Source organism: Chloroflexota bacterium (genome assembly GCA_020850535.1).
In the GTDB taxonomy this organism is placed as follows: Bacteria; Chloroflexota; UBA6077; order UBA6077; family JACCZL01; genus JADZEM01.
This window is the reverse complement of the sequence record JADZEM010000146.1, coordinates 34,685-56,140: the sequence shown is the minus strand read 5'-3', so window position 1 is coordinate 56,140 and position 21,456 is coordinate 34,685. Positions and strand designations below refer to the sequence as shown.

The window sequence follows — 21,456 nt, the reverse complement described above, 5'->3', positions numbered from 1 at the left end:
TCGCGGACCCTGCCGCGCCCGACCTGCGTATTTTCTGGTTAGACAGTCAGCAAAGTCGAGAATACCCGATGATGCGTCCCCGCCGCCAGCCGGACGCAGCGCAATCGCATGCTTCTTGGCGTTTCCAGAGCGTGGTAAGACGCGCAGTCGGGGCTTTCAAGCCCCGACTGCGCTGCACGATGCCGTCACCAGGCAACCACCCTGCCCCCGGCCGGAACCTCCGGCTGGCGCTGATTCGCCATTCTGTCAACATGCCGATGCTGTCACGCGGGGTATCCCTCGCGCGCCGTCCGCTGCCCGAGCAGCCCGTAGTGCTCGTCGAGATCCCGCTGGTAGGCATCCACCGAGCCGTCGAGCACCTCGCTCAGGCGGACGGCGCGCCCGGCCTGCGAGGCCTCCACGATGGCGAAGCTCGCCGCGAGGTCGTGCAGGCCCTCCTGGCCGCTGGTCTCGGCCGGCGTGCCGTTGAGGATGCCCCCAAGCCAGCTTTCGTAGAGCAGCGCGAACGAGTCCGACAGGTCACGCGGAAACAGCCGCGCCACCTCGGCAGCCGTCGCCCGCTCCAAGAAGTACGCCTCCAATGAGGTCGGCTCCTGGCCGTCGAGGTGCAGCGCGTCGCCGCGCAGGCTGCCCTTGCTGCCGAACAGGTTCAGGCCAGACGACGGCATCGGATCGCCGTGCCCCGCGAACGAGAACGACAGTTGCCCGATGGCCCCTGACTCGAAACAGGCGACGGCCATAAACGCGTCGTCGGCGTCGCACTGGACGGTGTCCACGACGTTCCCATCGACGTCTCGGTAGTAGCGAGTCGGCTCGAACACGCGCGCGAACGCCGCCACCGACTCGACCTCGCCGCAGAGCATCCGCAGGCGGTGGAAGATGTGCGGCCCGATGTCCAGCGAGGCGCCGCCCGCCCCGACCAGCTTCTGGTGCCGCCACGGCGAGTTCCCGACGAAGTGGTCCGGCGACCACATCGCCGTGCCGAGCGCCGTCACCGAGACCATCTGCGGCGTGCCGAGATCGCCCCGGTCCACCAGCCACTTCGCGATACGGACGCTCCGGTTGTAGCGGGCGTTCTCCAGCACGGCCAGCGAGACCCCACGCTGCTGCGCCGCGTCCAGCATCATGCGCGCCGCCCGCACCGAGATCGCCAGCGGCTTCTGCACCACCGCGTGGCAGCCGGCCTCGATGGCCGCCAGGGCCTGGGTGTGGTGGACGCTGACCTCGGTGGTGATGTCCACGGCGTCTACCACGCCTGCCGCCAGCATGTCGCGCACGTCGGTGAAGACCTGCACTTCGGCATCGTCCTGGAAGTCCGAGACGGCGATGGGCGGCGCCAGCAGCGGATCGGCGGCCATCGAGGGCGGTCCGGCCATGCCGCCCGCCCTGCGGCCATCCGTCCCGACCAGCGCATGCGCCCGCTCCGGATCGCGCGAGCAGACCGCCGTGATCCGGAAATCGTCGAAGCCAGCCGCCCGCAGCGCTTTGTAGCCGTGCAGGTGGGCCGGCACGATCCGCCCGGCCCCCACGATGCCCACCCTGATCGCCGCCATGGTGCTCCCCTCGCGCACGGTCCGCCCGTTCGGCCATCCGTGCCTCATCGCTGCCATCTATCCGCGCGACAGCGTAGCACGGCCTGGGAGCGCAGCGTCCCCCCTAGGAGCGCAGCGATCTCCGCCGCCCCCGTTTGAGTCAACCCGCCGGCGAAGCGCCCAGGAGGTCGACGACCGCGCGCGCAGAAGATGCCGCCTGTTACACCAGGAGTGGCGCTATACTCGCCCCATGACCCCGTCAGTCGCGCCCGCCCCATCCCCGAGCCCAACCGATGTGCTCGCCGCCCTGTTCGAGTACTACGGCCCGCCGGCCCCGCGCCAGACCAACGGCCCGTTGGCCGGGCTGATCCAGACCATCCTCTCGCAGAACACCTCGGACGTGAACACGGACCGAGCCTTTGCCAGTCTCTGGGGTACGTTCGGCTCGTGGGAAGCGATCCGGGCCGCGCCGACGGCCGCCGTCGCCGACGCGATCCGCTCCGGTGGGCTTGCCGAGATCAAAGCGCCGCGCATCCAGGGCGTCCTTCACGTCATCCAGCAGGATCGTGGCGAGCTGGGCCTGGACTTCCTGGCCGAGCTTCCGCTCGACGACGCGCGGGCGTACCTCACCCGGCTGAACGGCGTCGGCCCGAAGACTGCCGCCTGCGTCCTCCTGTTCGCGCTGGGGATGCCGGCCATGCCGGTGGACACGCATGTCCACCGGGTCAGCAAGCGGCTCGGACTCATCGGCCCGAAGGTCAGCGCTGAGGCCGCCCACCAGATCCTTGAAGCCAGCATGCCGCCCGACCAGATGTACGAGGCTCACATGCTGCTGATCCGGCACGGCCGCGTGCTCTGCAAGGCGCTGCGCCCCCGCTGCGGCGCCTGCCCGCTGACGGCCGTCTGCCCGAAGGTCGGCGTCGAGGCGTAGCCGGCGGCAACCGTCGTTCCCGGCACGCGGCAACACCGGCTCCGGGATAGTCGCAGTCGGCTGGTATCATCGGCCGGCGTGAACGACCTCGCCTGCCGCGACCATCGACCCCGCCAGGAGCCCCGGTGAGCGCCCTCCGCGACCGTCTCCACCTGGCCGGCCCCGAGCCGTTGGTGGCCCTGGTCACGGTCCTCGGTGCGCTCTGGCGGCTGGCGTCGGTCCGGTTCAACGTCTGGCCGCACGGCGATGTCGTCATCGACGCCGCCATCGCCGAGAGCGTCGCGTGGCAGGGTCGGCTGCTCGTCCCGTTCGTGGACGTGCGGTACTACCCCAGCGAGCCGTTCGGGTTCGGCTATCCGCCGGATCAGCATCCGCCGCTCTGGCCGCTGCTCGGGGCGCTGCTCGTGCCCCTCACCGACGACGGCTACAGCGCGCTCAAGGTGGTGAGCCTGCTCGTCGGCGTGGCCCTGGTCCCACTCACATTCGTCGGGCTGCGTCGGCACGTCGGTCAGCCCGCCGCCCTCTTCGCCACCGTGCTGGCGGCCTGCTCGTTCCCGCTCGCCGATTTCTCTGGCAACGGCTCGCTCTGGGTGCTGCTGGCGGCCTGCTACCTCGGCTGGCTCTGGCTCATACCCTGTGACGTGGCGAACATGGCTACGTCATCCAGGAATACGTCGCTTCGATGGGCCGGCCTCGGCGCGGTCATGGGCGTGGGGTATCTCACCAACTACCCGGCCGTGGTGCTGCCCATTGCGCTGCTGGCCCTGCATCTCGTGCGCCACCGGCTGGCCGCCTTCCGTCCCCAGGCGCTGGCCGGGCCGGCCATCAGCGCCGTCGTGATGCTCCTGGTCATCCTGCCGTGGCTGGCCTACAACGCCGCGCAGTTCGGCGGACCGTTCTGGAGCCAGCCGTTCCAGCGGACGCTCGCCGGCGGCAGCCGACAGGTTGAATACGTCCTGGTGAACGGGCAGGCCGTCAAGCGAAACCTCCCGCAGACCGCCAGCCGCGCGGCCCTCCTCCGCGAGCGCGCCCTGGATCTCTACGGCAACGTCGGCTTCCTGGTGAAGCAGTCGCTGGTGATCGCGCCGATCCTGGCCGGCCTCTTCGCCCTCGGGCTGGTGCTGCTGGTTCCCGGCACGCCGCGTCTCCGCGAGTCTGCACCGGCCGGCCAGGCCGCGCCACCCGAGCCGAACCCCATCCCCGTGGCGGTACTGGCCCTCGCCCACCTCGCGCTGATCGTCTGGTGGCCCACCACCAAGTTCCGCTACCTGATCCCGCTGCTGCCGCTGGTCTTCGGCATCGGGGCCTGGGCGCTCGGGCAGATCGGGCCGGTCGCCGTCCGCCACCGGCTCGCCGCGATCACCGCCGCCCTCTGCCTCTTCACCAACGCCTGGACGATGCTCTCGATCCCGAGTCGGACCTACTACTACAACGGCGGCCTGGTCGGGGACAACTTCGGGCAGCAGGGCGAGCGCATCTTCATGGAAGATGCCGCCCGCTTCCGAGCCGCCGCCGACGCCATCGTCGCGCGCGGCCAGGGCACGATCCTGGCAGACCACATCCTGGCGCCGTTCACACGGATGCCGCTGGTGGTCAACTCGACGGGCTACCCACCCGACATCATCGAGCACCTGATCGAGCAGTACGGCATCCGCTACATCGTCATCGACGTGCCGCACGCCAACCTCTATGACTTCCTGACCCCGGACCGTATCTGGTCGGACGAGAAGCTGACTGTGCTGGAAGTCCGCCCGCGCGCAGTCACAGCGCCGCGCTAGAATCCCCCATGCGCTGGAGCGGTGTCGGACTGGTCGCGGGGGCGTTCCTGGTCGTGTTTGGGCTGGGCGGCCTCCGGTTGATTTTCGGGGTCTGGATGCGGCCCCTGGAGTCCGATTTCGGGGTGGATCGCAGCGCGATCAGCCTTGTGGCGTCACTCGGGCTGCTGGTGTTCGGGCTGGGGCAGCCGCTCCTGGGCCGACAGGTGGACGTGCGCGGGCCGCGCCTGATCGTCCCCGGGTCCGTGCTGCTGACGGGCGTCGGGGTCGTCGCGGCGTCGCTGATGCCCTCCTATGCTGGCTTCGTCATCACCTTCGGCATGATCGCCTCGCTCGGCTTCGCCGGGGCGGCCAACGCCACCATCGTCGCGCTGGTCGCCCAGCGGTTCGAGCAGAATCGGGGCCTGATCTACGCCATCTGCAGCGCCGGCGGGCCGCTCGGACAGATGACGCTGGCGTCCGTCGCTGCCGCCGGGGTCGAGGCGTTCGGCTGGCGCCAGACGATGCTGTTCTTCGGCGTGGTGCTCCTGGCGGCCGTCCTGCCGCTCGTCGCCGTGCTGCTGCGAGGCTCTGCGCCGCCGCGCAAGGAGCCGCTGCCCAGCCTCGGCGAGACCATCCGCCTCGCGTTCCGTGCGAAGGGGTTCGTGCTGCTCTGGTGGGCCTACTTCATCTGCGGCGTGACGACCCTCGGCCTCGTCCACACCCACGTGGTGGCGTACGGCGCAGACCGCGGCCTGCCGCAGATCTCGGCGGCCGGCATCCTCAGCCTCGTCGGGCTGTTCAACATCGGCGGGCTGATCCTGGCTGGCCGCATCGCCGACCGCTTCGGCGGACGCCGGCCGCTGATCGCCGCCTTCACGATCCGCTCGGTGGCGCTGCTCTGGCTCGCCAACGCCACAACCGAGGGGCAACTGATGCTCTTCGCGCTGATCTTTGGCCTGACCGACATGGCGACGATCCCGTTCTCGGCAGCGGCCACCGTCCAGATGTTCGGGCCGCGCATGCTCGGCGTGCTGACCGGCTTCCTGGCCGTCGCCCACCAGACCGGCGCGGCGCTCGGCTCGTATGTCGCCGGGCGCGGCTACGAGCTGTTCGGCGGCTACCCGCCCGTCATCATCGTGGCGGTGGGCGTAGCCCTGACCGGCGCCCTGCTCAGCTTCGCGATGGATACCCGCCCGGTCCGGTATGGCGCGTCGGCCGGGACCACCGGCCTCGCGCCCACGGGCGCCTGAGACGGGTGTCGGCGTGTCCTGACCTTCGGGCCACCGTGACGCGGCAGAACCAGCGCGCTACAATGGCCGCCTAGCCGCCCCTCCGGCGGCCGACTCTTGGGGAGAGGTTTGCCACCGGCTCACGTTCCCGACTTCGTAGCGCCAGTCAGAGCAGTTCGCCCAGGCGATGGCAACGGTGCCTCGCGACAGAGATGTCTGTTTCTTCACGACCTGGGGAGGACACGGAATGACCGCTCATCACACCGCTTCACGCATTTCGCGCCGCATGATGCTCGGCTCGACCCTGGGATTCAGCGCCGCGCTGCTGGCGGCCTGCAGCGCCCAGGCGCCCGCGCCCAGCAAGCCTGCTGAGTCGAAGCCCGCCGCACCCGCCCCGACGACCGCTCCCGTCCCGACTGCCGCTCCGGCAGCACCAGCCGCCGCCGCCAAGCCGACGGAGGCTCCGGCTGCCGCCAAGCCAGCCGAGGCCGCCAAGCCGGCCGAAGCGGCCAAGCCGACCGCTGCCCCGGCCGCGGCCAAGCCCGCGGATGCCGGCATCCTCCGCGCCACCGACGCCAACCCGAAGCGCGGCGGCAAGGCGACCTTCGCCTTCAGCGTCACTACGAACCACTTCGACATCCACCAGGGCGGCGGCCCGGCCCCGATCCTCTGGCACACCTACAGCAACCTCGTCCGGCTGAACCCGGTCGACGGCCTGAAGACCATCGTTCCGGAGCTGGCCCAGAGCTGGGAGGTCTCGCCGGACGGCAAGGTCTACACATTCAAGCTGCGCCAGGGCGTCAAGTGGCACGACGGCACCGACTTCTCAGCCGACGACATCCTGGCGACCTACAACCGGATCCTGAACCCGCCCTCCGGCATCGTCAGCGTGTTCAAGGCCCGCTTCGGCGCGCTCAAGTCGGTCGAGGCCCCGGACAAGCAGACCGTCAAGATGACGCTCTCCGAGCCGCGCGCCTACTTCCTCGAGCTGCTCACCGGCGAGCAGGGCATGATCTACTCGAAGAAGGTGCTGGACGAGAACGGGGGCGACCTGCGGAAGATCATCGCCCCGGGCACCGGGGCCTACGTCTTCAAGGATCACAAGGTCGGCGAGCGCTGGATCCTCGAAAAGAACCCCAACTACTGGGACAAAGAGCTGCCGTACATCGACACGCTCGAGTTCATCCACGCGCCGCAGTGGAGTGACCGAGGCACCGCGATCCTGGCCGGGCAGGCCGATATCTCCTGGAACGTCTCCAAGGAGACCTTTGAAGAGGGCAAGGGCCGCGCCAACGAGATCGGCACCTACATGGTGCCGGGCGCGGGCGCGTACATGCTCTACTTCAACACCGCCAAGAAGCCGTTCGACGATCCGAAGGTGCGGCGAGCGTTCCACCTGGCCCTGAGCCGGCAGGATCTCTTCGAGGCGTTCAAGACCCAGGAGCCGCTCAACTACACCCGGTACATGAGCCACGGCTTCGAGTTCGCGACGCCGCCCGACGAGGTGCTCAAGCTGCCGGGCTACCGTGCAGACAAGGCCGCCGACATCGCCGAGGCGAAGAAGCTGCTCCAGGAAGCCGGCGTGGCCGACAAGCTCAAGGGCATTGAGATCCTGACCGCGTCCGTCGGGCCACACGCTCAGACGCTCGCGCCGGCCTCCCAGGCGATCCTCAAGGCGAACATCGGCGCGGAGACGACCATCAAGGCCGTCGAGCGGGCCGTCCTCAACGACGAGCTGAAGAACGGCCAGTGGGATCTCTCGCTGAACACCATCGAGCTTCGCATGTACGATCCAACGCTCGGCTGGATCGACTACTTCACCAAGGAAGGCCCGACCAACTTCGGCAAGTACACCAACCCGAAGATGGACGAGATGCTCAAGAAGCTCGACGCCGAGACGGACCCGGCGAAGCGCAAGCCGATGTTCCGTGAGATCGAGGACTTCCTCGATCAGGAATCGCCGTGGATGACCATCGGCTTCACCAGCCACCTCCACATGTGGAAAAAGTACCTCAAGGGGATGCCGATGGAGCGCGTGCGGCTCTCCTGGAACAAGACCGACACCATGTGGATCGACAAGTAGGAGCGAGTTGTCAGGTGTCAGTCGTCAGTTCTCAGCAGGAGCAGTCCTCTGAGAACTGACGACTGACACCTGAAGACTGAGAACGTCCACGATGCATCTCTACGTGCTGCGCCGCCTCGTGATCTCCATCCCGACGATCATCGGCGTCACGCTGCTGATCTTCTTCGCCATGCGCATCCTGCCCGGCGACCCGCTCGAGATGATCGAGAGCGAGCAGGTGGGCACCATCCGCCTGACCCCCGAGCAGCTTGCGGCGGCGCGCGCCAGTCTCGGACTGGACCGCCCGTACTACCAACAGTACCTGAGCTGGATGTACGACGTGCTGCGCGGCAACTTCGGCACCTCGTTCTGGCGGGGCGAGCCGCTGATCGAGCTGATCATGCGCCGCGCCCCGATCACCATCCAGATCGCCATCATGGCCATCGTCGTCTCGTGGGTCATCGGCCTGCCCATCGGCATGCTGTCGGCCGTCCGCAGAAACTCCGGCCTGGACTACGCCGCACGCTTCTTCGTCACGTTGTTCCAGGCCATCCCGAGCTTCTTCCTGGGGATGCTCGCCATCCTGGTCGGCATCCTGTACTTCAGCTGGCGGCCGTCCATGACCATCGTCTACCTCTGGGACGATCCGGTCAAGAACTTCCAGATGACGGTCGGGCCGGCGCTGGCGCTCGGCGTCGGGCTGGGGGCGTTCATTGCCCGCATCGCCCGCTCCTCGACGCTCGAAGTGCTGGGCGAGGACTACGTGCGGACCGCTCGCGCCAAGGGCCTGCGTGACAAGGGCATCCTGGTGCGGCACGTCCTCAAGAATGCCCTGTTGCCCGTGGTGACCGTCTCCGGCCTGGCGCTCGGCGGTCTGATCGGCGGCTCGGTGGCCGTCGAGCGGGCATTCGGGGTGCCGGGCCTCGGGCTGGCGCTGGTGATGGCTGTCACCGAGCGAGACTGGATGCTGATCCAGAACCTGGCCCTGTTTTACGGCGTCGTGTTCATCCTGGTGAACCTGATGGTGGACGTCAGCTACGCGCTCATCGATCCCCGCATCCGGTACAGCTAGGCTGCCGAGACATCGGCCAGCGCTGTGCTGGCAATGGAGCTACACCGTATGGCAAGGCCGCTTGAGATGGCCCCGGACGCGCGGCCCGGACCGGCCCCCATGGGGGAAGTCGCCGCGCCGACGCAGATGCGACGGCGACCGCGGACCAGCTTCCTCGTTCGGTTCTACCGCTCGTCGCTGCTCGGCACCGGGGCGGCCATCGCGCTGCTGGTGATCTTCGGCATCGGCGCATTCGCGAGCGTCGTCAGCCCGTACGATCCGCTGGCCGCGAACTTCGCCGCCACCCGCCGCGAGCCGTCGCTCCAGTATCTGCTCGGGACCGACTACCTGGGCCGTGATGTCCTCTCGCGCATCTTCTACGGGGCGAGGATCAGCCTGCTGGTGGCCGTCACCTCGGTGCTGCTGGGCGACTCCATCGGGTTCGTCTGGGGCGTAGCGTCCGGCTACATCGGCCGCCGCTTCGACATGATCAGCCAGCGCGTGCTGGACATCATGCTCTCGTTCCCCGGCCTGATCCTGGCGATCCTGCTGATGGCCGGCCTCGGGCCACGTCTGGAGACGGTCATCATCGCCATCGCCATCTCGCGGGTGCCACTCTCAACGCGGGTGATCCGGGCCGTCGTGCTGTCGGTCAAGGAGACCTCGTACGTCGAGTCGGCCCGCTGCATCGGAGCGACGTCCCTCCGGGTGATGGTGCGCCACGTTGCGCCGCAGTGTCTGGCGCCGTTCCTGGTGATCTTCAGCGCCAACCTGGGCACGGCGATCTTTGCCGAGTCAGCGCTGGCGTTCCTGGGCATCGGCGTGCCCGAGCCAACGCCGACGTGGGGCCGCATGCTCGGCGGCGTGCTGAGCGAGGCGTTCCGGCCGCCCTGGTGGCTGATCGTGTTCCCGGGCCTGGCCATCACCATCACGATCATGGCCGCGAACCTGTTCGGCGACGCCCTCCGCGACATGCTGGACCCGAGGCTGAAGCAGCGCCTGAGCTGAGGGCGTGGGCGTGGGGCGTGGGCGTGGGCGTGGGCGTGGGCGTGGGCGTGGGCGTGGGCGTGGGAATGATGCGGTGAAAGGAAGCAACTCCCCATGTCATCCTGAGCGCAGCGAAGGACCTCACCCGCTGACCGTCAACGCTCGCGCCACCCGCCGAGCGTCACCTTGCACCCCACCCGCTGACCGTCAACGTTCGTGTCACCCACTGGCCGTCAACGTTCGCGTCAGCGGGTGAGGTTCTTCGCTGCGCTCAGGACGACAATTGCAACTTGCACGTTTGCACAATCATCCACGCCCCACCATCCGCGACCCTCGATCCACTCCTTCACGTATCTGTTCGCGAGACGACAGACACGAGCGGCAGAATCGCGTATGCTGTGCCCATATGGTCGCGCTTGCTCCTGCCCAATCAGCAACCGGCCTTGACGAGGCCGAGCGGCTCCGCCAGTTTCACGAGGTCTGCCGGCGCGATCTCGTGCAGCTGGCGGGCGTGCACACCTCGTGGTTTGCGCGGAACGCGCTCCAGATCGGCATGCGCGGCCAACTGCGGCGCTTCGCCGACAGTATGGCGCACTTCAACGAGCGTCTGGACAGCCACGGGCTTGCCCACGCCGCCGTCGATATCTGCGCCCGCTACAACGGCACGGTGGACTCGCGCGGCGCGCAGTCGATTCCCGCTGACGGGCCGCTGCTGCTGGCCTCGAATCATCCGGGCATGTTCGACACGCTGGCGATCTACGCCACGCTGCCGCGACAGGATATCCGGGCCATCGCCCGGCCGCAGCCGCTGCTGAATCTGCTCTCCTCGCTGGCCCCGAACCTGCTCCTCCTGCCAGATGAAGGCCCCGGCCGTTCCGGCAGCCTGCGCGAGGTCTTGCGCGTCCTGCGCGAGGGCACGCCACTGCTGATCTTCCCGGCCGGCCACCTGGAGCCCGAGCCGGTGCTGATCGGGCGGCACGGCCCGGGTGACGACTTTCCCACCGAGCCGTTTCAACCGTGGTCGGCCGGTATCGGTACGATGGTCAGGATGGCCGCGCGCCAGGGCATCCCGCTGAAAGTCGTCCCGACCTCCATCGTCGGCGTGCTCTCGTTGAGCACCTGGAACTGGTTCGGACCGTTGATCCGCCGCCGTCCGACGCTCCGTCGGCGCGAGGATCTGGTGGCCGTGCTCCAGGTCGCGTTCCCGTCGTTCGGCCCGACGACGATCCGTGTGACCTACGGCGAGCCGATCGATGCTGCCGAGCTTGCGGCCGAGGAACCCAGCCCCGAGGCGATCACGGCTCGCGTGCAGGGCATCGTCCGGCAGCAGATCGCAGCGGCCCGCAACGACCTTCTCGTCGTGTGAGCGCGCGTCCGCCGTTGCCCGCGCGCAAGACGCGATGACGTGCGGGGAACGGACGGCTACCGTTCGAGCGCCACGCCGAGGTGGCCGGCCGCTTCGTGGAACGTGTCCACCACGGCCAGGCACCCTTCCAGTACCAGCGTCGCCGTCGAGGCCGTTCGCAGCCCGATGGCTGTCATGCCGGCCCGCCGCGCCGCCAGCACGCCATTGGCCGAGTCCTCGATGACGGCGCAACGCTCCGGCTGCACGCCGAGCAGTTCGGCGCAGCGCAGGAAGATGTCCGGCTCTGGCTTGCCATGCTGCACGTCGTCGCCGCCAACGATCACGTCGAAATACTGGCGGACGCCCAGGTTCGTCAGGATCTGCTCGACCCAGCCGTGCCCGCTCGACGATCCGACCGCGCGCGGCACGCCGTGATCCACCAGCCGCTCGATCAGCTCTCGCGCGCCCGCCGGCGGCGTCAGCGGCTTCCCGAACTCGATCAGCACCTGCTGGCGCGTCTCGGCGATATAGTAGGCGGCGTCGTGGGCCAGCCCCATCGCCGGGATGATCTCGGCCAGCATGTCCGGGAACCGCACCCCGATGTAGCGCGCGTTCTCCTCAGGGCTGAGGTACTTGCCCTCGCGGGCCAGCACGCCGTTGGTGGCCGCGAGGTAGATCGGCTCGGAGTCGAGCAGCACGCCGTCCATGTCGAAGATGACGGCATCAAACAGGCAGACACTCATGCGCCGAGTGTACCCGGACCATGCCTACCCAGGCGAACGTGCTCCGGCTAGTCCGCGTACAACTCTGAGAAGAGGTCGTCTGGCGTGAGATGAAGGCCGGGTAGGACGCTATCCAGGTCGATTCGATCTTCGTTGCGCAGCTCAACGCGTGAGCCATCCGCGCCGAAGCAGATCACATCCTCGCGGTCGGGATCGATCATCAGGCTGATCTCCACCCCGTTCGCGCAGTACCAACGGCACTTGGCCTTAAGGTCAGCCCGGCTTTGGTCCGGCGAGACGATCTCGACAACGATATCCCACGGCGTCTGAAATTCCCTGAGGAGCTTACCATCCGCTCGTCTCGGCAGATTCTCCCAGCGATACACCCCAACATCCGGGACGGGCGACCAGCCCCCGAATGTTGCGCGCGTTTCGGGAAATGCCCGTGCAAGTCGACGGGGACGCCCGTACAGGTTCACCCTCTCGGTGAGAGCATACTGGGTCGCACCGTGATACGCTTTTGGGGACACCTTTCGTACGACCCTCCCGTCGAGGTACTCAAGTCCGGGGCTCTCCTCGGGCAGCGCCAGGAACTCGTCCAGGGTCAGGCGGCGGCCAGTCAGCGTCATCATGCTCCTCCCGCGTGGGCCTCGCATGGGTATCGTACCAGCCGCCGCCCGTCACACCCTCGGGGGGGATCTCGGCGTGTCGAAGCCACGTCGAGCGTATCGGGCGCTCGCGTCAATGCTTCCAGGGCACGCTCGACTACCGGCGTCCGAAATACAGCGCCGAGAACAGTTCGTACGGTGTGATGCGGAAGCCTGGGATGACGCTCTCAAGGTCAATGACATCGTCGCCTCGCACCACGATGCGCGAGCCATCCGCTCCGAACCGAAGAACATCCTCTCGGATCGGGTCGATCATCAGACTGATCTCGACGCCATTGGCGCAGTACCACTGACACTTGTCAGCTACGTCGGACCGGCTTTGATCTGGCGAGACGATCTCGACCGCGATGTCCCAGGGTACGAACGAGTCCGTGACGACCTTACCATCCGTATCCTGAGGTACGCGGGACCATCGGTAGACGCCCACATCAGGGATGCGGCTTTGCCCGCCGAACGTGGCTCGCGTCTCAGAGAAGGCCACCGCAAGCTCACGGGGCTCGGCGTAGACGTTGACGCGCTCAACGAACTTCGACTGAATCCGACCGTGGTACATCTTTGGCGACACTTTGGGTACCACCACCCCGTCGATGAATTCGAGGGCCGGGCTCTCCTCGGGCAGCGCCAGGAACTCGTCCAGGGTCAGGCGGCGGCCAGTCAGCGTCATCGTGCTCCTCCCGTGTGGGCCTCGCATGGGTATCGTACCAGCCGCCGCCCGTCACACCCTCAGTACGGGAACTCGAGGTCAGGCCGCTGCTGCGCGTAGCGGGCCTGGGCCACGCCCAGGTTCTCCTGCAACTGGATCGTCAGGCCGCCGTCGACGACCAGCGCGTGCCCGGTGATGAACGACGCCTCCTCCGAGCAGAGGAACACGATGGCATTGGCGATATCGACCGGGCGGCCCGTCCGCCGCAGCGGGTACTGCTGCTCGAAGAAGCGCAGCCCCTCAGGGTTGGTGTCCCAGCGCTGCTGCATCCGCTCCGTCACGATGTGCCCAGGGCAGATCGCGTTCACCCGAATCCCGTCCTGGCCGTAGTCGCAGGCCATCTGCTTGGTCACGCCGATCACCGCGAACTTGCCGGCCTCGTAGATCAGCGACTTCGCGGCCGTCAGCAGCCCATGCACCGACGACAGGTTCACAATCGAGCCGCCGCCGCTCTCCCGCATGTGCGGCACCGCGTACTTGGTCGCCAGAAACATCGACTTGACCAGGACCGCCATTCCACGATCCCAGGCCGCCTCCGAGATCTCGGTCGCGCCGCCGGCCCCGTCCGCGCCCGACGGCGAGTAGGCGTTGTTCACCAGGATCCGCAGCGAGCCCCACTCGTCGACGGCCCGCTGCACCATCGCCTTGATGTCGTCGTGGCTGCCGGTGTCGGCCTGCATCGCCTCGGCAATGCCGCCGTTCGCCCTGATCCGCTCGACATTCTCCTGGGCCAACGCCGGGTTGATGTCGGCGATCAGCACCTTCGCGCCCTCTTCGGCCAGGCGCCGGGCCGTCGCGCCGCCGATGCCCGTTGCGCCGCCCGTCACAATCGCGACCTGTCCTGACAGTCGTTCCACGTGGACCCCCTCGCTGCGAGCTGGTGTTGAGTTGGCTGCGTGAGCCGACCTCGGGCATGCTGCCACAGGGCCGGCACCCGATCATGGTAGCCGCACACGAGGTACCATGATGGCTGCCATCGAACATGATGGCTGCCATCGAAGAGGAGGGCGGACAACGTGAAGATTGTCGCCATCGACAACCTGCTGATGCGGGTCGAGCGCCAGAACTGGCACTTCGTCAAGATCACCACGGACGAGGGCATCACCGGCGTGGGCGAGGCGTCCGTCGAGGGGCGCGAGCTGACGGTCTGCGCCGCCGTCGACGAGTTCAAGCGCTACCTGATCGGCGAGGATCCCGGGCCGATCGAGCACCACTGGCAGCGCCTGCACCGTCACGGCTTCTGGCGCGGCGGGATCATCCTCAACTCGGCCATCGCGGCCATCGAGCAGGCGCTCTGGGACATCAAGGGCAAGAAGCTCGGTGCGCCCGTCTACGAGCTGCTGGGCGGGCCGACCCGCAACCGGGTCCAGGTCTACACCCACGCCGGCGGCCCGACCGCCGAGGCCACGGTCGAGCACGTCCAGAAGCTGATGGAAGAGGGCTACCGGGCGTTCAAGCTCGGGACCGGCCAGCCGAAGAACGGCATGGACGAGCGCACGCTGATCCGCGCGGCCGCGAAGAAGATCGAGGCCGTCCGCAAGGCGGTGGGCGAGGACGTCCACCTGGCGCTCGACAATCACGGGCGGTTCTCGCCGTTCTACGCCATCGAGCTGATGCACGCCCTGCAGCCGTACAACATGCTCTTCCTCGAAGAGCTGGTGCCGCCGGAGAACCTCCAGGCGCTCAAGAAGGTCACCGACGTCAAGGCGAACGTGCCGCTGGCGACGGGTGAGCGGCTGTTCAGCAAGTGGGAGTTCCGCGAGCTGATCGACGAGCAGATCGTGGACATCGTCCAGCCGGACATCTGCCACGCCGGCGGCATCCTGGAGCTGAAGAAGATCGCGGCGATGGCCGAGGCGCATTACATCAAGGTCGCGCCGCACAACCCGAACGGGCCGGTCGCCACGGCGGCCTCGCTGCACCTGTCAGCCGCCATCCCGAACTTCCTGATCCTCGAAACGGCCAAGAACGAGCCGCATCGGACGATTGCCCAGAAGACGGGGTTGAAGATCGAGAACGGCTGGATCGAGCTGCCGAAGACGCCGGGCCTCGGCATCGAGCTTGACGAGGAGGTCATCGCGGCACACCCGTACAGCCCGCGCGACTACGCCAGCGAGTACTACCCCGACGGCTCGGTGGCCGACATCTGACACGGGGATTCGGGTTTCGGGTTTCCGGGGATGGCGCCCCCGAAACCCGAAACCCAGAGTCCGAAACCTACGGTACGAGGCTGGCCCGGGTGATGTGCCCCTTGTCCTGGGCCGCCAGCACCTCGTTGACCTCTTCCAGCGGGAAGCGGTGCGAGACGATCTTGTGGAACGGGTAGACGCTGCTCTTCCGATCCAGCATCCGCAGCGCCTCGCGGAGGTGGCGCGGCTCGTAGACGTGAATGCCGGTGATGGTGCAGTTGTTGGTCACCCAGAACGACGGATCGGCGTCGTAGGTCAGGCCCGGCGAGATATTGCCGATCTCGACGTAGCGCGCGCCCTGGGCCATCATCTTCATGCCCTCGGCCACGACGGCCGGGAAGCCAGCCACATCCACTACGACATCCGCGCCCCAGCCGCCGGTCAGTTCCTTGACGCGAGCCGCGCGATCCTCAGGCGTCTTCGACTCGCGCATATCGATGACATGATCCGCGCCGAACGCCTCGGCAAGATCCAGCCGCTCCGGCACCCCGTCCACGACGATGACCTGTCCCGCGCCGCGCTCCTTCGCCACGGCGATGGCGTACAGGCCCAGGCCGCCGGCGCCCTGGATCACCACCGTCTCGCCGGTCTGGAGATTGCCAACGTCCATGCCGCAGACCACCTGCGAGAACGCGCAGTTGACGCCGACGACCAGGTCGTCAGACAGATGGTCCGGCACCTTGAAGACGGTGTGCCGGGGCCGCAGGTAGAAGTAGTCGCCCCAGCCGCCGTTGAAGTAGGGCGGCTGATCGCACGGCACGGCTGTGTGAGCGTAGCGCAGCGGGCAGGCCCGGCTCCGCCCGGCGAGGCAGTTCTTGCAGCGGCCACAGGGGAAGAAGTACTGGAAGACGACGCGGTCGCCCTCTTTGAGCGGCTGCCCATCCGAATCCGTCGTGACGCCCTCGCCGAGCTTCTCGATGAAGCCGGTCATCTCGTGGCCGTTGTGGCGGGGCAGCGCCCAGTTCCGCTTGATCGGGTCCAGCTCGCCGCGCCAGATGTGCAGGTCGGACCCGCACACATTCGAGAGCGTGATCCGGACCAGGGCGGCTCCTGGTTCCACGTCAGGGACCGGGTACTCGCGGATCTCAAACGGTGCGCCCGCCTTCGCCAGGACGACCGCGCGACCAGTCTTTGCCATCGTGTCCCTCCGCTTAGTGGGTCATGGATCGTAGATCGTGGGTGGTAGGGATCGTGGTCAGTCCGAGAACGATACACCGTCAGCTCGTTCCCATGACCGATGACCCTCGATCCACGACCGGCGGGCGCAGCCTACGGCAACAGGTACTGCGCCGACACCCAGCCGGTGACGCCATCCGACGTGCTGCCGGTGGTGCGGACGTTCTTCCAGGTCACGCCGCCGGCCTTCACGTCCTCGCCGACCACGTCGAGCTGCGTGTCGTCCAGCAGGATGGCGATGACCCGCGCATCGGGCCGAGGCTCGGCACGCAGGTTCGCACCGGTCCCACCCGTCTTCGTGATCCGCAAGCGGATGAGCGCCGTTGGCGACGCCGCCGGTGGCTCGGGCAGAGCCGCCGTGGCCGGGCTGGCCTGTGCAGCCGGCGTCTCCAGCAGCGGGGCGGCGCTCGGCTCGGGCGTCGGCTCCAGGGCCGGGACGAGCGTCGCCGTTGGCGCGAGCGTCGGCTCGGGTGTCGGCGCAACCGGAGTCGGCGAGGCCGCCTGCGCGGCTGCCGACAGGCGAGGGCGTGACGCCCCCCGCGCCAGCTCCTGCTCGCGCCACGCCTTCACCGCTTTCCAGGCCGGGCGCGGCGAGTGGTCCTTGTTCAGGATCGCGAACCAGGGCATCCCGTCCTGCGGCGCGGTGTGGTACGGCGAGGTGCTGGCGTCCAGGTTCGAGAGCAGCAGCCCGGTCATCCAGGGCCAGTTCCTCTGCGCGTACTGGAACGAGCGCACGACGTACTCGGCCTGCTTCTCTGCCGAGACACGCATCCAGTCGTACTGGCCCATGTTCTTGCCCGAGTCCAGCAACCAGCCGAACTCGGTTCCCCAGAGCGGCGTGTTGCCGTCGCCCTGCTCCACCATGATCTGCCGATACAGCTCGGCACGGCGGAAGCAGATGCCGCAACTGCCAGGGTCCGTCTCCGGCTCGAAGTTGCCGCCGTAGTTATGGATGGCCACCACATCCATCGAGCCTTTGACGCCCGCCGCGTACATCCCGCGCAGAAACTCCAGGTCGTCCACCTGCGCGGCCGGCGAGAGGCCGCCGGCGATCACCAGGGCGTTCGCGTCGCCCTTCTTGACGCCCCGGTACGCCGCCTTCACGAACTGCGCGTAGCCGGACGGGCTGGGGTCGCCGCCCCACTCGAACGGCAGGTTCGGCTCGTTCAGGACCTCGTAGGCGACGATGGCCCCCTTCCCGTGCGCGGCCATCGCGGCGTAGAACGCTTCGACCGCGCCGGTGTCGGCCTTCGACGGCTTGCCACCGGCCCAGTCGGGCGCGCCGTCCACCCGCACCACGAGCTTCATGTCCTCGCCGCGCGCCGCCTTCATCACGTTGTCGAGATCGTTCTCGGACGATTCGCGGAACGTGTAGCGGCCCCGGCGCGGCTCCAGGCGCGCCCAGTTGACGATCATTTTGGCGTGGGTGAAGCCGCCTTCACGCGCCATCGCCATACTGCGCGGGTTGGTGGTGTCGACGATGATGCCGACCGCGAAATCATCGAAGGCCTCGCCGCTCGACTGCGCGAGGGCCGGCGTTGACGGCAGCGACGTGGTCAGCACTCCGAGCACCAGCAGCGTCACGCCGACCACAGAGAACCAGAGCCGCACGAACCCCTCCAGGCGATACAGGCATCGTCGTCTAGAACGAGCCTTCAGGCGTGACGGGTTCGTAGCAGGACGTAACGAGCAGCCGGACAGCCAGCCGAGCGCGGCGTCGCTAGCCGACCAGGCGTCCGAGCGGCCCATGCGACACCCAGCCGCAGGCGTCGGGGAGGTAGAGGCAGGTGAAGCGGATCATCGGGACGGCGAAGGCGGCCATCGCAAACTTCATCGACTTGCCGAGGAAGCAGGCCAGCAGGAAGCGCCAGAGCGGGTACTTGAGCACGCCCGCCGCGAATCCGATGGCGTCGAAGACGGGATTCGGCACAAACGCGAAGAAGACGACGCACCAGAACCCGTACTTGACCATCAGGTGGTTGGCGCGGTCATACACCTTGTTCTGCGGAAACAGCTCGCGCCCGCTGGCCCCAAGGACGTATCCCGACAATTCGCCGAGCGCGCCGGCGATGCCGGCCACCAGGGTCACGCCGAACGGATCGAGATACAGCGCGGCCCGCGCCACGATGAAGAGGTATGGGATCGGCAGGGCCACGCTGGCCGTCGCCACGAACACGACGCCGAACACGCCGACGTAGCCCCAGTTTCCGACCTTGTCCCAGTCAATCGGGAAGAACAGAAACAGGCCGCTCATCGCCCCGAGCGCCAGCAGGGTCAGGACGAGCTTCCAGACCGAGCGCTTCGCCGGCGGGGCCTCGGGCTGCTGGTCACCAGACGGGCGCAGCTCGACGGGCGGCGTGATGGGGCGCACCGGTACGGGGCGCGAGGCGGCAGCCGAGGATACGTGGTCAGTCATGCACGGGAAAAATCGTTCAACACGGATCGGGCCTTGTACGGATGCTCCGGAGGTCTCACTCCGTGGAACGCGCATGCCCCTCTCATTGGGACGGCAGCGAGCGGATCATACTGCGCTTCTCGCCCTATCAGCCAGAGAAATGCGTGTCATCACCTTGCGAGCACGTTACGAGCATCAGCAAAGCCCGCCGGCCGCCGTCCACAAGCCTGCGGCAGGCGCTCGCGGACGGCGCCGTGGCGTGTGCTCACCGCCCGCCACGACAGATCGAACGGTAGCTCTCTTCGACCTGGGCGTTGAGGTTCGGCGAGTTGAGCGTGCGGTAGATGTCGGAGAAGAGGGCGAAATCCTCCTGCGAGAGCAGCTTGGACACCTCGTCCGACGAGGGCAGGCCGCCCTGCCGCTCGGCCAGCCAGCGCACGAAGTCGCGCTCGGTGTTGAAGGCGGCCTGCTCGCGGGCCACGCAGTCGCCGTAGCCACCGCCCATCCGCGTGGTCGTGGCATGATCCGAAGCGTGCCGCAGCTCGTGGGCCAGCACGTCGGCCAGCAGCCACGTCGAGACCTCGGTGAAGTTCGGGTTGACCATCAGCGTGCGGTCCGCCGGGCGGTACGCCGCGAACGCCCGCCGCGCGATCTCCTGCGAGCTGTAGATCGCCACGCCGTGGTTGGCCGCGGTGGTCAGCAGCTCACGACCTTCCGGCCAGAGCCAGAGCAACGAGATGGCCTCGGCAAAGCGAGCCTCGGTCACCAGCCCGGCCCCGATGTACTTGTACTGGAGCCAGTTCGAGTCTTGCAGCTCGTTCCACTGCGCCCACCACTCCTCGCGGCCACAGCTCGGGTTTCGACTCAGGCAGGGCCAGCCGTTGTTCGCCGGGGCCTGGTCGATGGTCCGGAAGACGAACTCGTTCGGGGTGCGCCGCCGGCCAGCGCCAATCGCGGAGACGGCCGCCGACTCGGTGCGCCCGCCGCTGGCAACGGAGCCGGACCCACTCGCCGGTGCGCCGGACGGCTGACCGCCAGCCGGCCGGGCCGTCGCCGGCGGATCGATGCTGTTGCCTTCCCAGGTCAGCAGGCCGCGAGCGGTCAGCGCCCAGTGCCGATACCCATCCGTGAAGGTGGCCGTGTTGGTGGACTTGCGCCAGAAGGCGAGACCGGTGGTCGTCTGCTGGAGCACGTCACCGCTCGCGCCGTCGGTGTGCTCGCACTCGACGGGATCGCCCATGACGTCGCCCAGGATCGACTTGAGCTGCGCGAAACCCTGCACAAAGGCGGGGGCTGCGCCGGGAGCACAGAACGGCGCGCCTTGCGCCAGTGCCATCGGCGCGGGCTGCCCCAGAAGAATGGTCAGGGCGAGAAACGCCCCGACGATGCGAGCCAGCGTATGCATGCGAGTTCCCCCGCCTCGTGTGGGCGTCCCGACCGGACGGTCGGGCAACGTCGGATCGCCTTCCGGACCGCCTGTCGAACTGTCTTCGGCGTACAACGAACGACGCAGCGCGCCGGTGACCGCTGGCAGCACGGCTCGCCCGCCGCACGCGCCACCGCGATCAGTCAGGCCCGACGTTGTGCGATGCATCGGTTATGACAAACGAACGGCCTGGCCGGTTTCGGCGCTGCGGTACAGCGCCTCCAGCGCCCGTGCCTGGGCCAGCCCGTTCTCGGCCGGCGCCAGGAGCCTGCCTGCCCGCACGCTCCTGGCGAAGTGATCGGCCTCCAACCCCATCTGATCGGCGCCAGGGACCGTTTCCGTCCGCCGCTCCCCGCGCGACGTGATGGTGATCTCGGACGGCAGGCGCTCCGGCTGGAACGCCTTCTCGACGAGGATCGCCCCGTCGAAGCCGCTGACCTCGTACCGAGCGGTGCTGGTCGTGTCGAAGCTGCCATCGATCAGCGCCATCCGATCCCCCGGGAACCGGACCACCGCTGCAAAGAGGGTGTCGACGCCCAGGAGGGGATCCTTGCGCTGGAACGCCGTGACCTCGACTGGCTCCGCGTCGAAGAGGAGACGCGCAGCATTCAGCGCGTAACAGCCGACGTCCATGAACGCGCCGCCATCGAGACCGGCCTGCACCCGGACATCCGGAGTCGGAGCCGCGCGCCGCTCATCAGGCATCGCATAGGTGAACGAGGCCCGCACGATGGTCGGCTCGCCGATCGCGCCGCTGGCGATCAGCTCACGAACGCGGGCGTGCTGCCGATGGTGGCGGTACATGAACGCCTCCATCAGCACCACGCCGGCCGCCTCGCACGCCGCGATCATCTGCTCGACATCCGACACGCGGCGGCTGAGCGGCTTCTCGCACAGGACGTGCTTGCCGGCGGCGGCTGCCTTGACGGTCCATTCCGTGTGCAGCGAGTTCGGCAGTCCGATGTAGACGCCGTCGATCTCGGGATCGGCCAGGAGTTCTTCATAGGAGCCGTACGCCCGCGGGATGCCAAGCTCGCAGGCAAATGCCTGGGCGCGCTCGAGATCGCGGGCAGCCACGGCCGCCACGATACCCTCGGATCCCGTCCGGACGCCCGGCACGAAGCGCTTGCGCGCGATGTTGGCGGCGCTCAGGATGCCCCATCGAAACGGCTGCTCTGCCACACATGTCTCCCAGGCGACTCACACGTGCCGATCCGTTCAGCACGAGTCGTCGTGAAGGAAGCGTACCATCGGGCGGGCCATCGGCCAACGATTGCCGCCCG

The 21,456-nt window shown here is 68.0% G+C and carries 18 protein-coding genes; 8 read left to right on the top strand and 10 right to left on the bottom strand.

Annotated elements, in window-relative coordinates:
- Positions 1 to 263: 263 nt before the first annotated feature.
- Positions 264 to 1,553 (bottom strand): Gfo/Idh/MocA family oxidoreductase, encoded by a 1,290-nt coding sequence (locus IT306_22160; protein MCC7371136.1) that lies wholly within the window; start codon positions 1,551 to 1,553, stop codon positions 264 to 266.
- A 229-nt stretch (positions 1,554 to 1,782) separates the two neighbouring features.
- Here IT306_22160 and IT306_22155 point away from each other — a divergent pair, with 229 nt between their 5' ends.
- The 7 genes from IT306_22155 (at position 1,783) to IT306_22125 (ending at position 10,915) form a co-directional block, all read left to right on the top strand.
- A complete protein-coding gene (locus IT306_22155; GenBank protein MCC7371135.1) occupies positions 1,783 to 2,463 on the top strand; it encodes an endonuclease III in 681 nt (226 codons plus the stop codon).
- 125 nt (positions 2,464 to 2,588) lie between these two features.
- On the top strand, positions 2,589 to 4,241 hold the full coding sequence (locus IT306_22150) for a glycosyltransferase family 39 protein (protein MCC7371134.1): 1,653 nt from the start codon (positions 2,589 to 2,591) through the stop codon (positions 4,239 to 4,241).
- Between the two features lie 8 nt (positions 4,242 to 4,249).
- A complete protein-coding gene (locus IT306_22145) occupies positions 4,250 to 5,470 on the top strand; it encodes an MFS transporter (GenBank protein MCC7371133.1) in 1,221 nt (406 codons plus the stop codon).
- A 226-nt stretch (positions 5,471 to 5,696) separates the two neighbouring features.
- Positions 5,697 to 7,532: an ABC transporter substrate-binding protein gene (locus IT306_22140; protein ID MCC7371132.1), complete on the top strand. Its 1,836-nt coding sequence runs from the start codon at positions 5,697 to 5,699 to the stop codon at positions 7,530 to 7,532.
- Positions 7,533 to 7,623: 91 nt separating this feature from the next.
- Positions 7,624 to 8,583, top strand: coding sequence for an ABC transporter permease (locus IT306_22135; GenBank protein MCC7371131.1), 960 nt, complete (start codon positions 7,624 to 7,626; stop codon positions 8,581 to 8,583).
- 48 nt (positions 8,584 to 8,631) lie between these two features.
- Positions 8,632 to 9,570, top strand: coding sequence for an ABC transporter permease (locus tag IT306_22130; protein MCC7371130.1), 939 nt, complete (start codon positions 8,632 to 8,634; stop codon positions 9,568 to 9,570).
- Between the two features lie 385 nt (positions 9,571 to 9,955).
- Positions 9,956 to 10,915, top strand: a complete 960-nt coding sequence (locus tag IT306_22125; GenBank protein MCC7371129.1) for a 1-acyl-sn-glycerol-3-phosphate acyltransferase — start codon at positions 9,956 to 9,958, stop codon at positions 10,913 to 10,915.
- A gap of 56 nt (positions 10,916 to 10,971) precedes the next feature.
- On the opposite strand, the gene IT306_22120 is transcribed toward IT306_22125, so the two are convergent.
- The 4 genes from IT306_22120 to IT306_22105 all read right to left on the bottom strand — a co-directional run bounded on the left by IT306_22120 (position 10,972) and on the right by IT306_22105 (position 13,844).
- On the bottom strand, positions 10,972 to 11,637 hold the full coding sequence (locus IT306_22120) for an HAD family phosphatase (GenBank protein ID MCC7371128.1): 666 nt from the start codon (positions 11,635 to 11,637) through the stop codon (positions 10,972 to 10,974).
- 47 nt (positions 11,638 to 11,684) lie between these two features.
- Positions 11,685 to 12,248, bottom strand: a complete 564-nt coding sequence (locus tag IT306_22115) for a Uma2 family endonuclease (protein MCC7371127.1) — start codon at positions 12,246 to 12,248, stop codon at positions 11,685 to 11,687.
- Positions 12,249 to 12,381: 133 nt separating this feature from the next.
- Positions 12,382 to 12,948, bottom strand: coding sequence for a Uma2 family endonuclease (locus tag IT306_22110; GenBank protein ID MCC7371126.1), 567 nt, complete (start codon positions 12,946 to 12,948; stop codon positions 12,382 to 12,384).
- Between the two features lie 59 nt (positions 12,949 to 13,007).
- The gene (locus tag IT306_22105; GenBank protein MCC7371125.1) at positions 13,008 to 13,844 is read right to left on the bottom strand and encodes an SDR family oxidoreductase; all 837 of its coding nucleotides are present in this window, start codon (positions 13,842 to 13,844) and stop codon (positions 13,008 to 13,010) included.
- 159 nt (positions 13,845 to 14,003) lie between these two features.
- On the opposite strand from IT306_22105, the gene dgoD reads away from it, so the two are divergent.
- Entirely contained in the window at positions 14,004 to 15,137 is a 1,134-nt protein-coding gene (gene dgoD, locus IT306_22100) for a galactonate dehydratase (protein MCC7371124.1), read from the top strand.
- A gap of 67 nt (positions 15,138 to 15,204) precedes the next feature.
- On the opposite strand, the gene IT306_22095 is transcribed toward dgoD, so the two are convergent.
- The 5 genes from IT306_22095 to IT306_22075 form a co-directional block, all read right to left on the bottom strand.
- A complete protein-coding gene (locus tag IT306_22095) occupies positions 15,205 to 16,314 on the bottom strand; it encodes a zinc-binding dehydrogenase (GenBank protein ID MCC7371123.1) in 1,110 nt (369 codons plus the stop codon).
- Positions 16,315 to 16,445: 131 nt separating this feature from the next.
- A complete protein-coding gene (locus IT306_22090; GenBank protein ID MCC7371122.1) occupies positions 16,446 to 17,963 on the bottom strand; it encodes a cellulase family glycosylhydrolase in 1,518 nt (505 codons plus the stop codon).
- A gap of 109 nt (positions 17,964 to 18,072) precedes the next feature.
- Positions 18,073 to 18,768 carry a VTT domain-containing protein gene (locus tag IT306_22085; GenBank protein ID MCC7371121.1) on the bottom strand — a complete coding sequence of 232 codons (696 nt, stop codon included), beginning with the start codon at positions 18,766 to 18,768 and terminating at the stop codon, positions 18,073 to 18,075.
- 244 nt (positions 18,769 to 19,012) lie between these two features.
- The gene (locus IT306_22080; GenBank protein MCC7371120.1) at positions 19,013 to 20,152 is read right to left on the bottom strand and encodes a hypothetical protein; all 1,140 of its coding nucleotides are present in this window, start codon (positions 20,150 to 20,152) and stop codon (positions 19,013 to 19,015) included.
- 192 nt (positions 20,153 to 20,344) lie between these two features.
- Positions 20,345 to 21,355 (bottom strand): Gfo/Idh/MocA family oxidoreductase, encoded by a 1,011-nt coding sequence (locus tag IT306_22075; protein MCC7371119.1) that lies wholly within the window; start codon positions 21,353 to 21,355, stop codon positions 20,345 to 20,347.
- Positions 21,356 to 21,456: the final 101 nt, after the last annotated feature.

What these genes read in the sequence shown, in the direction of transcription:
- IT306_22160 (MCC7371136.1), bottom strand. Translation starts at nt 1,553, where the DNA reads ATGGCGGCGATCAGGGTGGGCATCGTGGGGGCCGGGCGGATCGTGCCG.
- IT306_22155 (MCC7371135.1), top strand. Translation starts at nt 1,783, where the DNA reads ATGACCCCGTCAGTCGCGCCCGCCCCATCCCCGAGCCCAACCGATGTG.
- IT306_22145 (MCC7371133.1), top strand. Translation starts at nt 4,250, where the DNA reads ATGCGCTGGAGCGGTGTCGGACTGGTCGCGGGGGCGTTCCTGGTCGTG.
- IT306_22140 (MCC7371132.1), top strand. Translation starts at nt 5,697, where the DNA reads ATGACCGCTCATCACACCGCTTCACGCATTTCGCGCCGCATGATGCTC.
- IT306_22135 (MCC7371131.1), top strand. Translation starts at nt 7,624, where the DNA reads ATGCATCTCTACGTGCTGCGCCGCCTCGTGATCTCCATCCCGACGATC.
- IT306_22130 (MCC7371130.1), top strand. Translation starts at nt 8,632, where the DNA reads ATGGCAAGGCCGCTTGAGATGGCCCCGGACGCGCGGCCCGGACCGGCC.
- IT306_22125 (MCC7371129.1), top strand. Translation starts at nt 9,956, where the DNA reads ATGGTCGCGCTTGCTCCTGCCCAATCAGCAACCGGCCTTGACGAGGCC.
- IT306_22120 (MCC7371128.1), bottom strand. Translation starts at nt 11,637, where the DNA reads ATGAGTGTCTGCCTGTTTGATGCCGTCATCTTCGACATGGACGGCGTG.
- IT306_22115 (MCC7371127.1), bottom strand. Translation starts at nt 12,248, where the DNA reads ATGATGACGCTGACTGGCCGCCGCCTGACCCTGGACGAGTTCCTGGCG.
- IT306_22110 (MCC7371126.1), bottom strand. Translation starts at nt 12,948, where the DNA reads ATGACGCTGACTGGCCGCCGCCTGACCCTGGACGAGTTCCTGGCGCTG.
- IT306_22095 (MCC7371123.1), bottom strand. Translation starts at nt 16,314, where the DNA reads ATGGCAAAGACTGGTCGCGCGGTCGTCCTGGCGAAGGCGGGCGCACCG.
- IT306_22085 (MCC7371121.1), bottom strand. Translation starts at nt 18,768, where the DNA reads ATGACTGACCACGTATCCTCGGCTGCCGCCTCGCGCCCCGTACCGGTG.
- IT306_22080 (MCC7371120.1), bottom strand. Translation starts at nt 20,152, where the DNA reads ATGCATACGCTGGCTCGCATCGTCGGGGCGTTTCTCGCCCTGACCATT.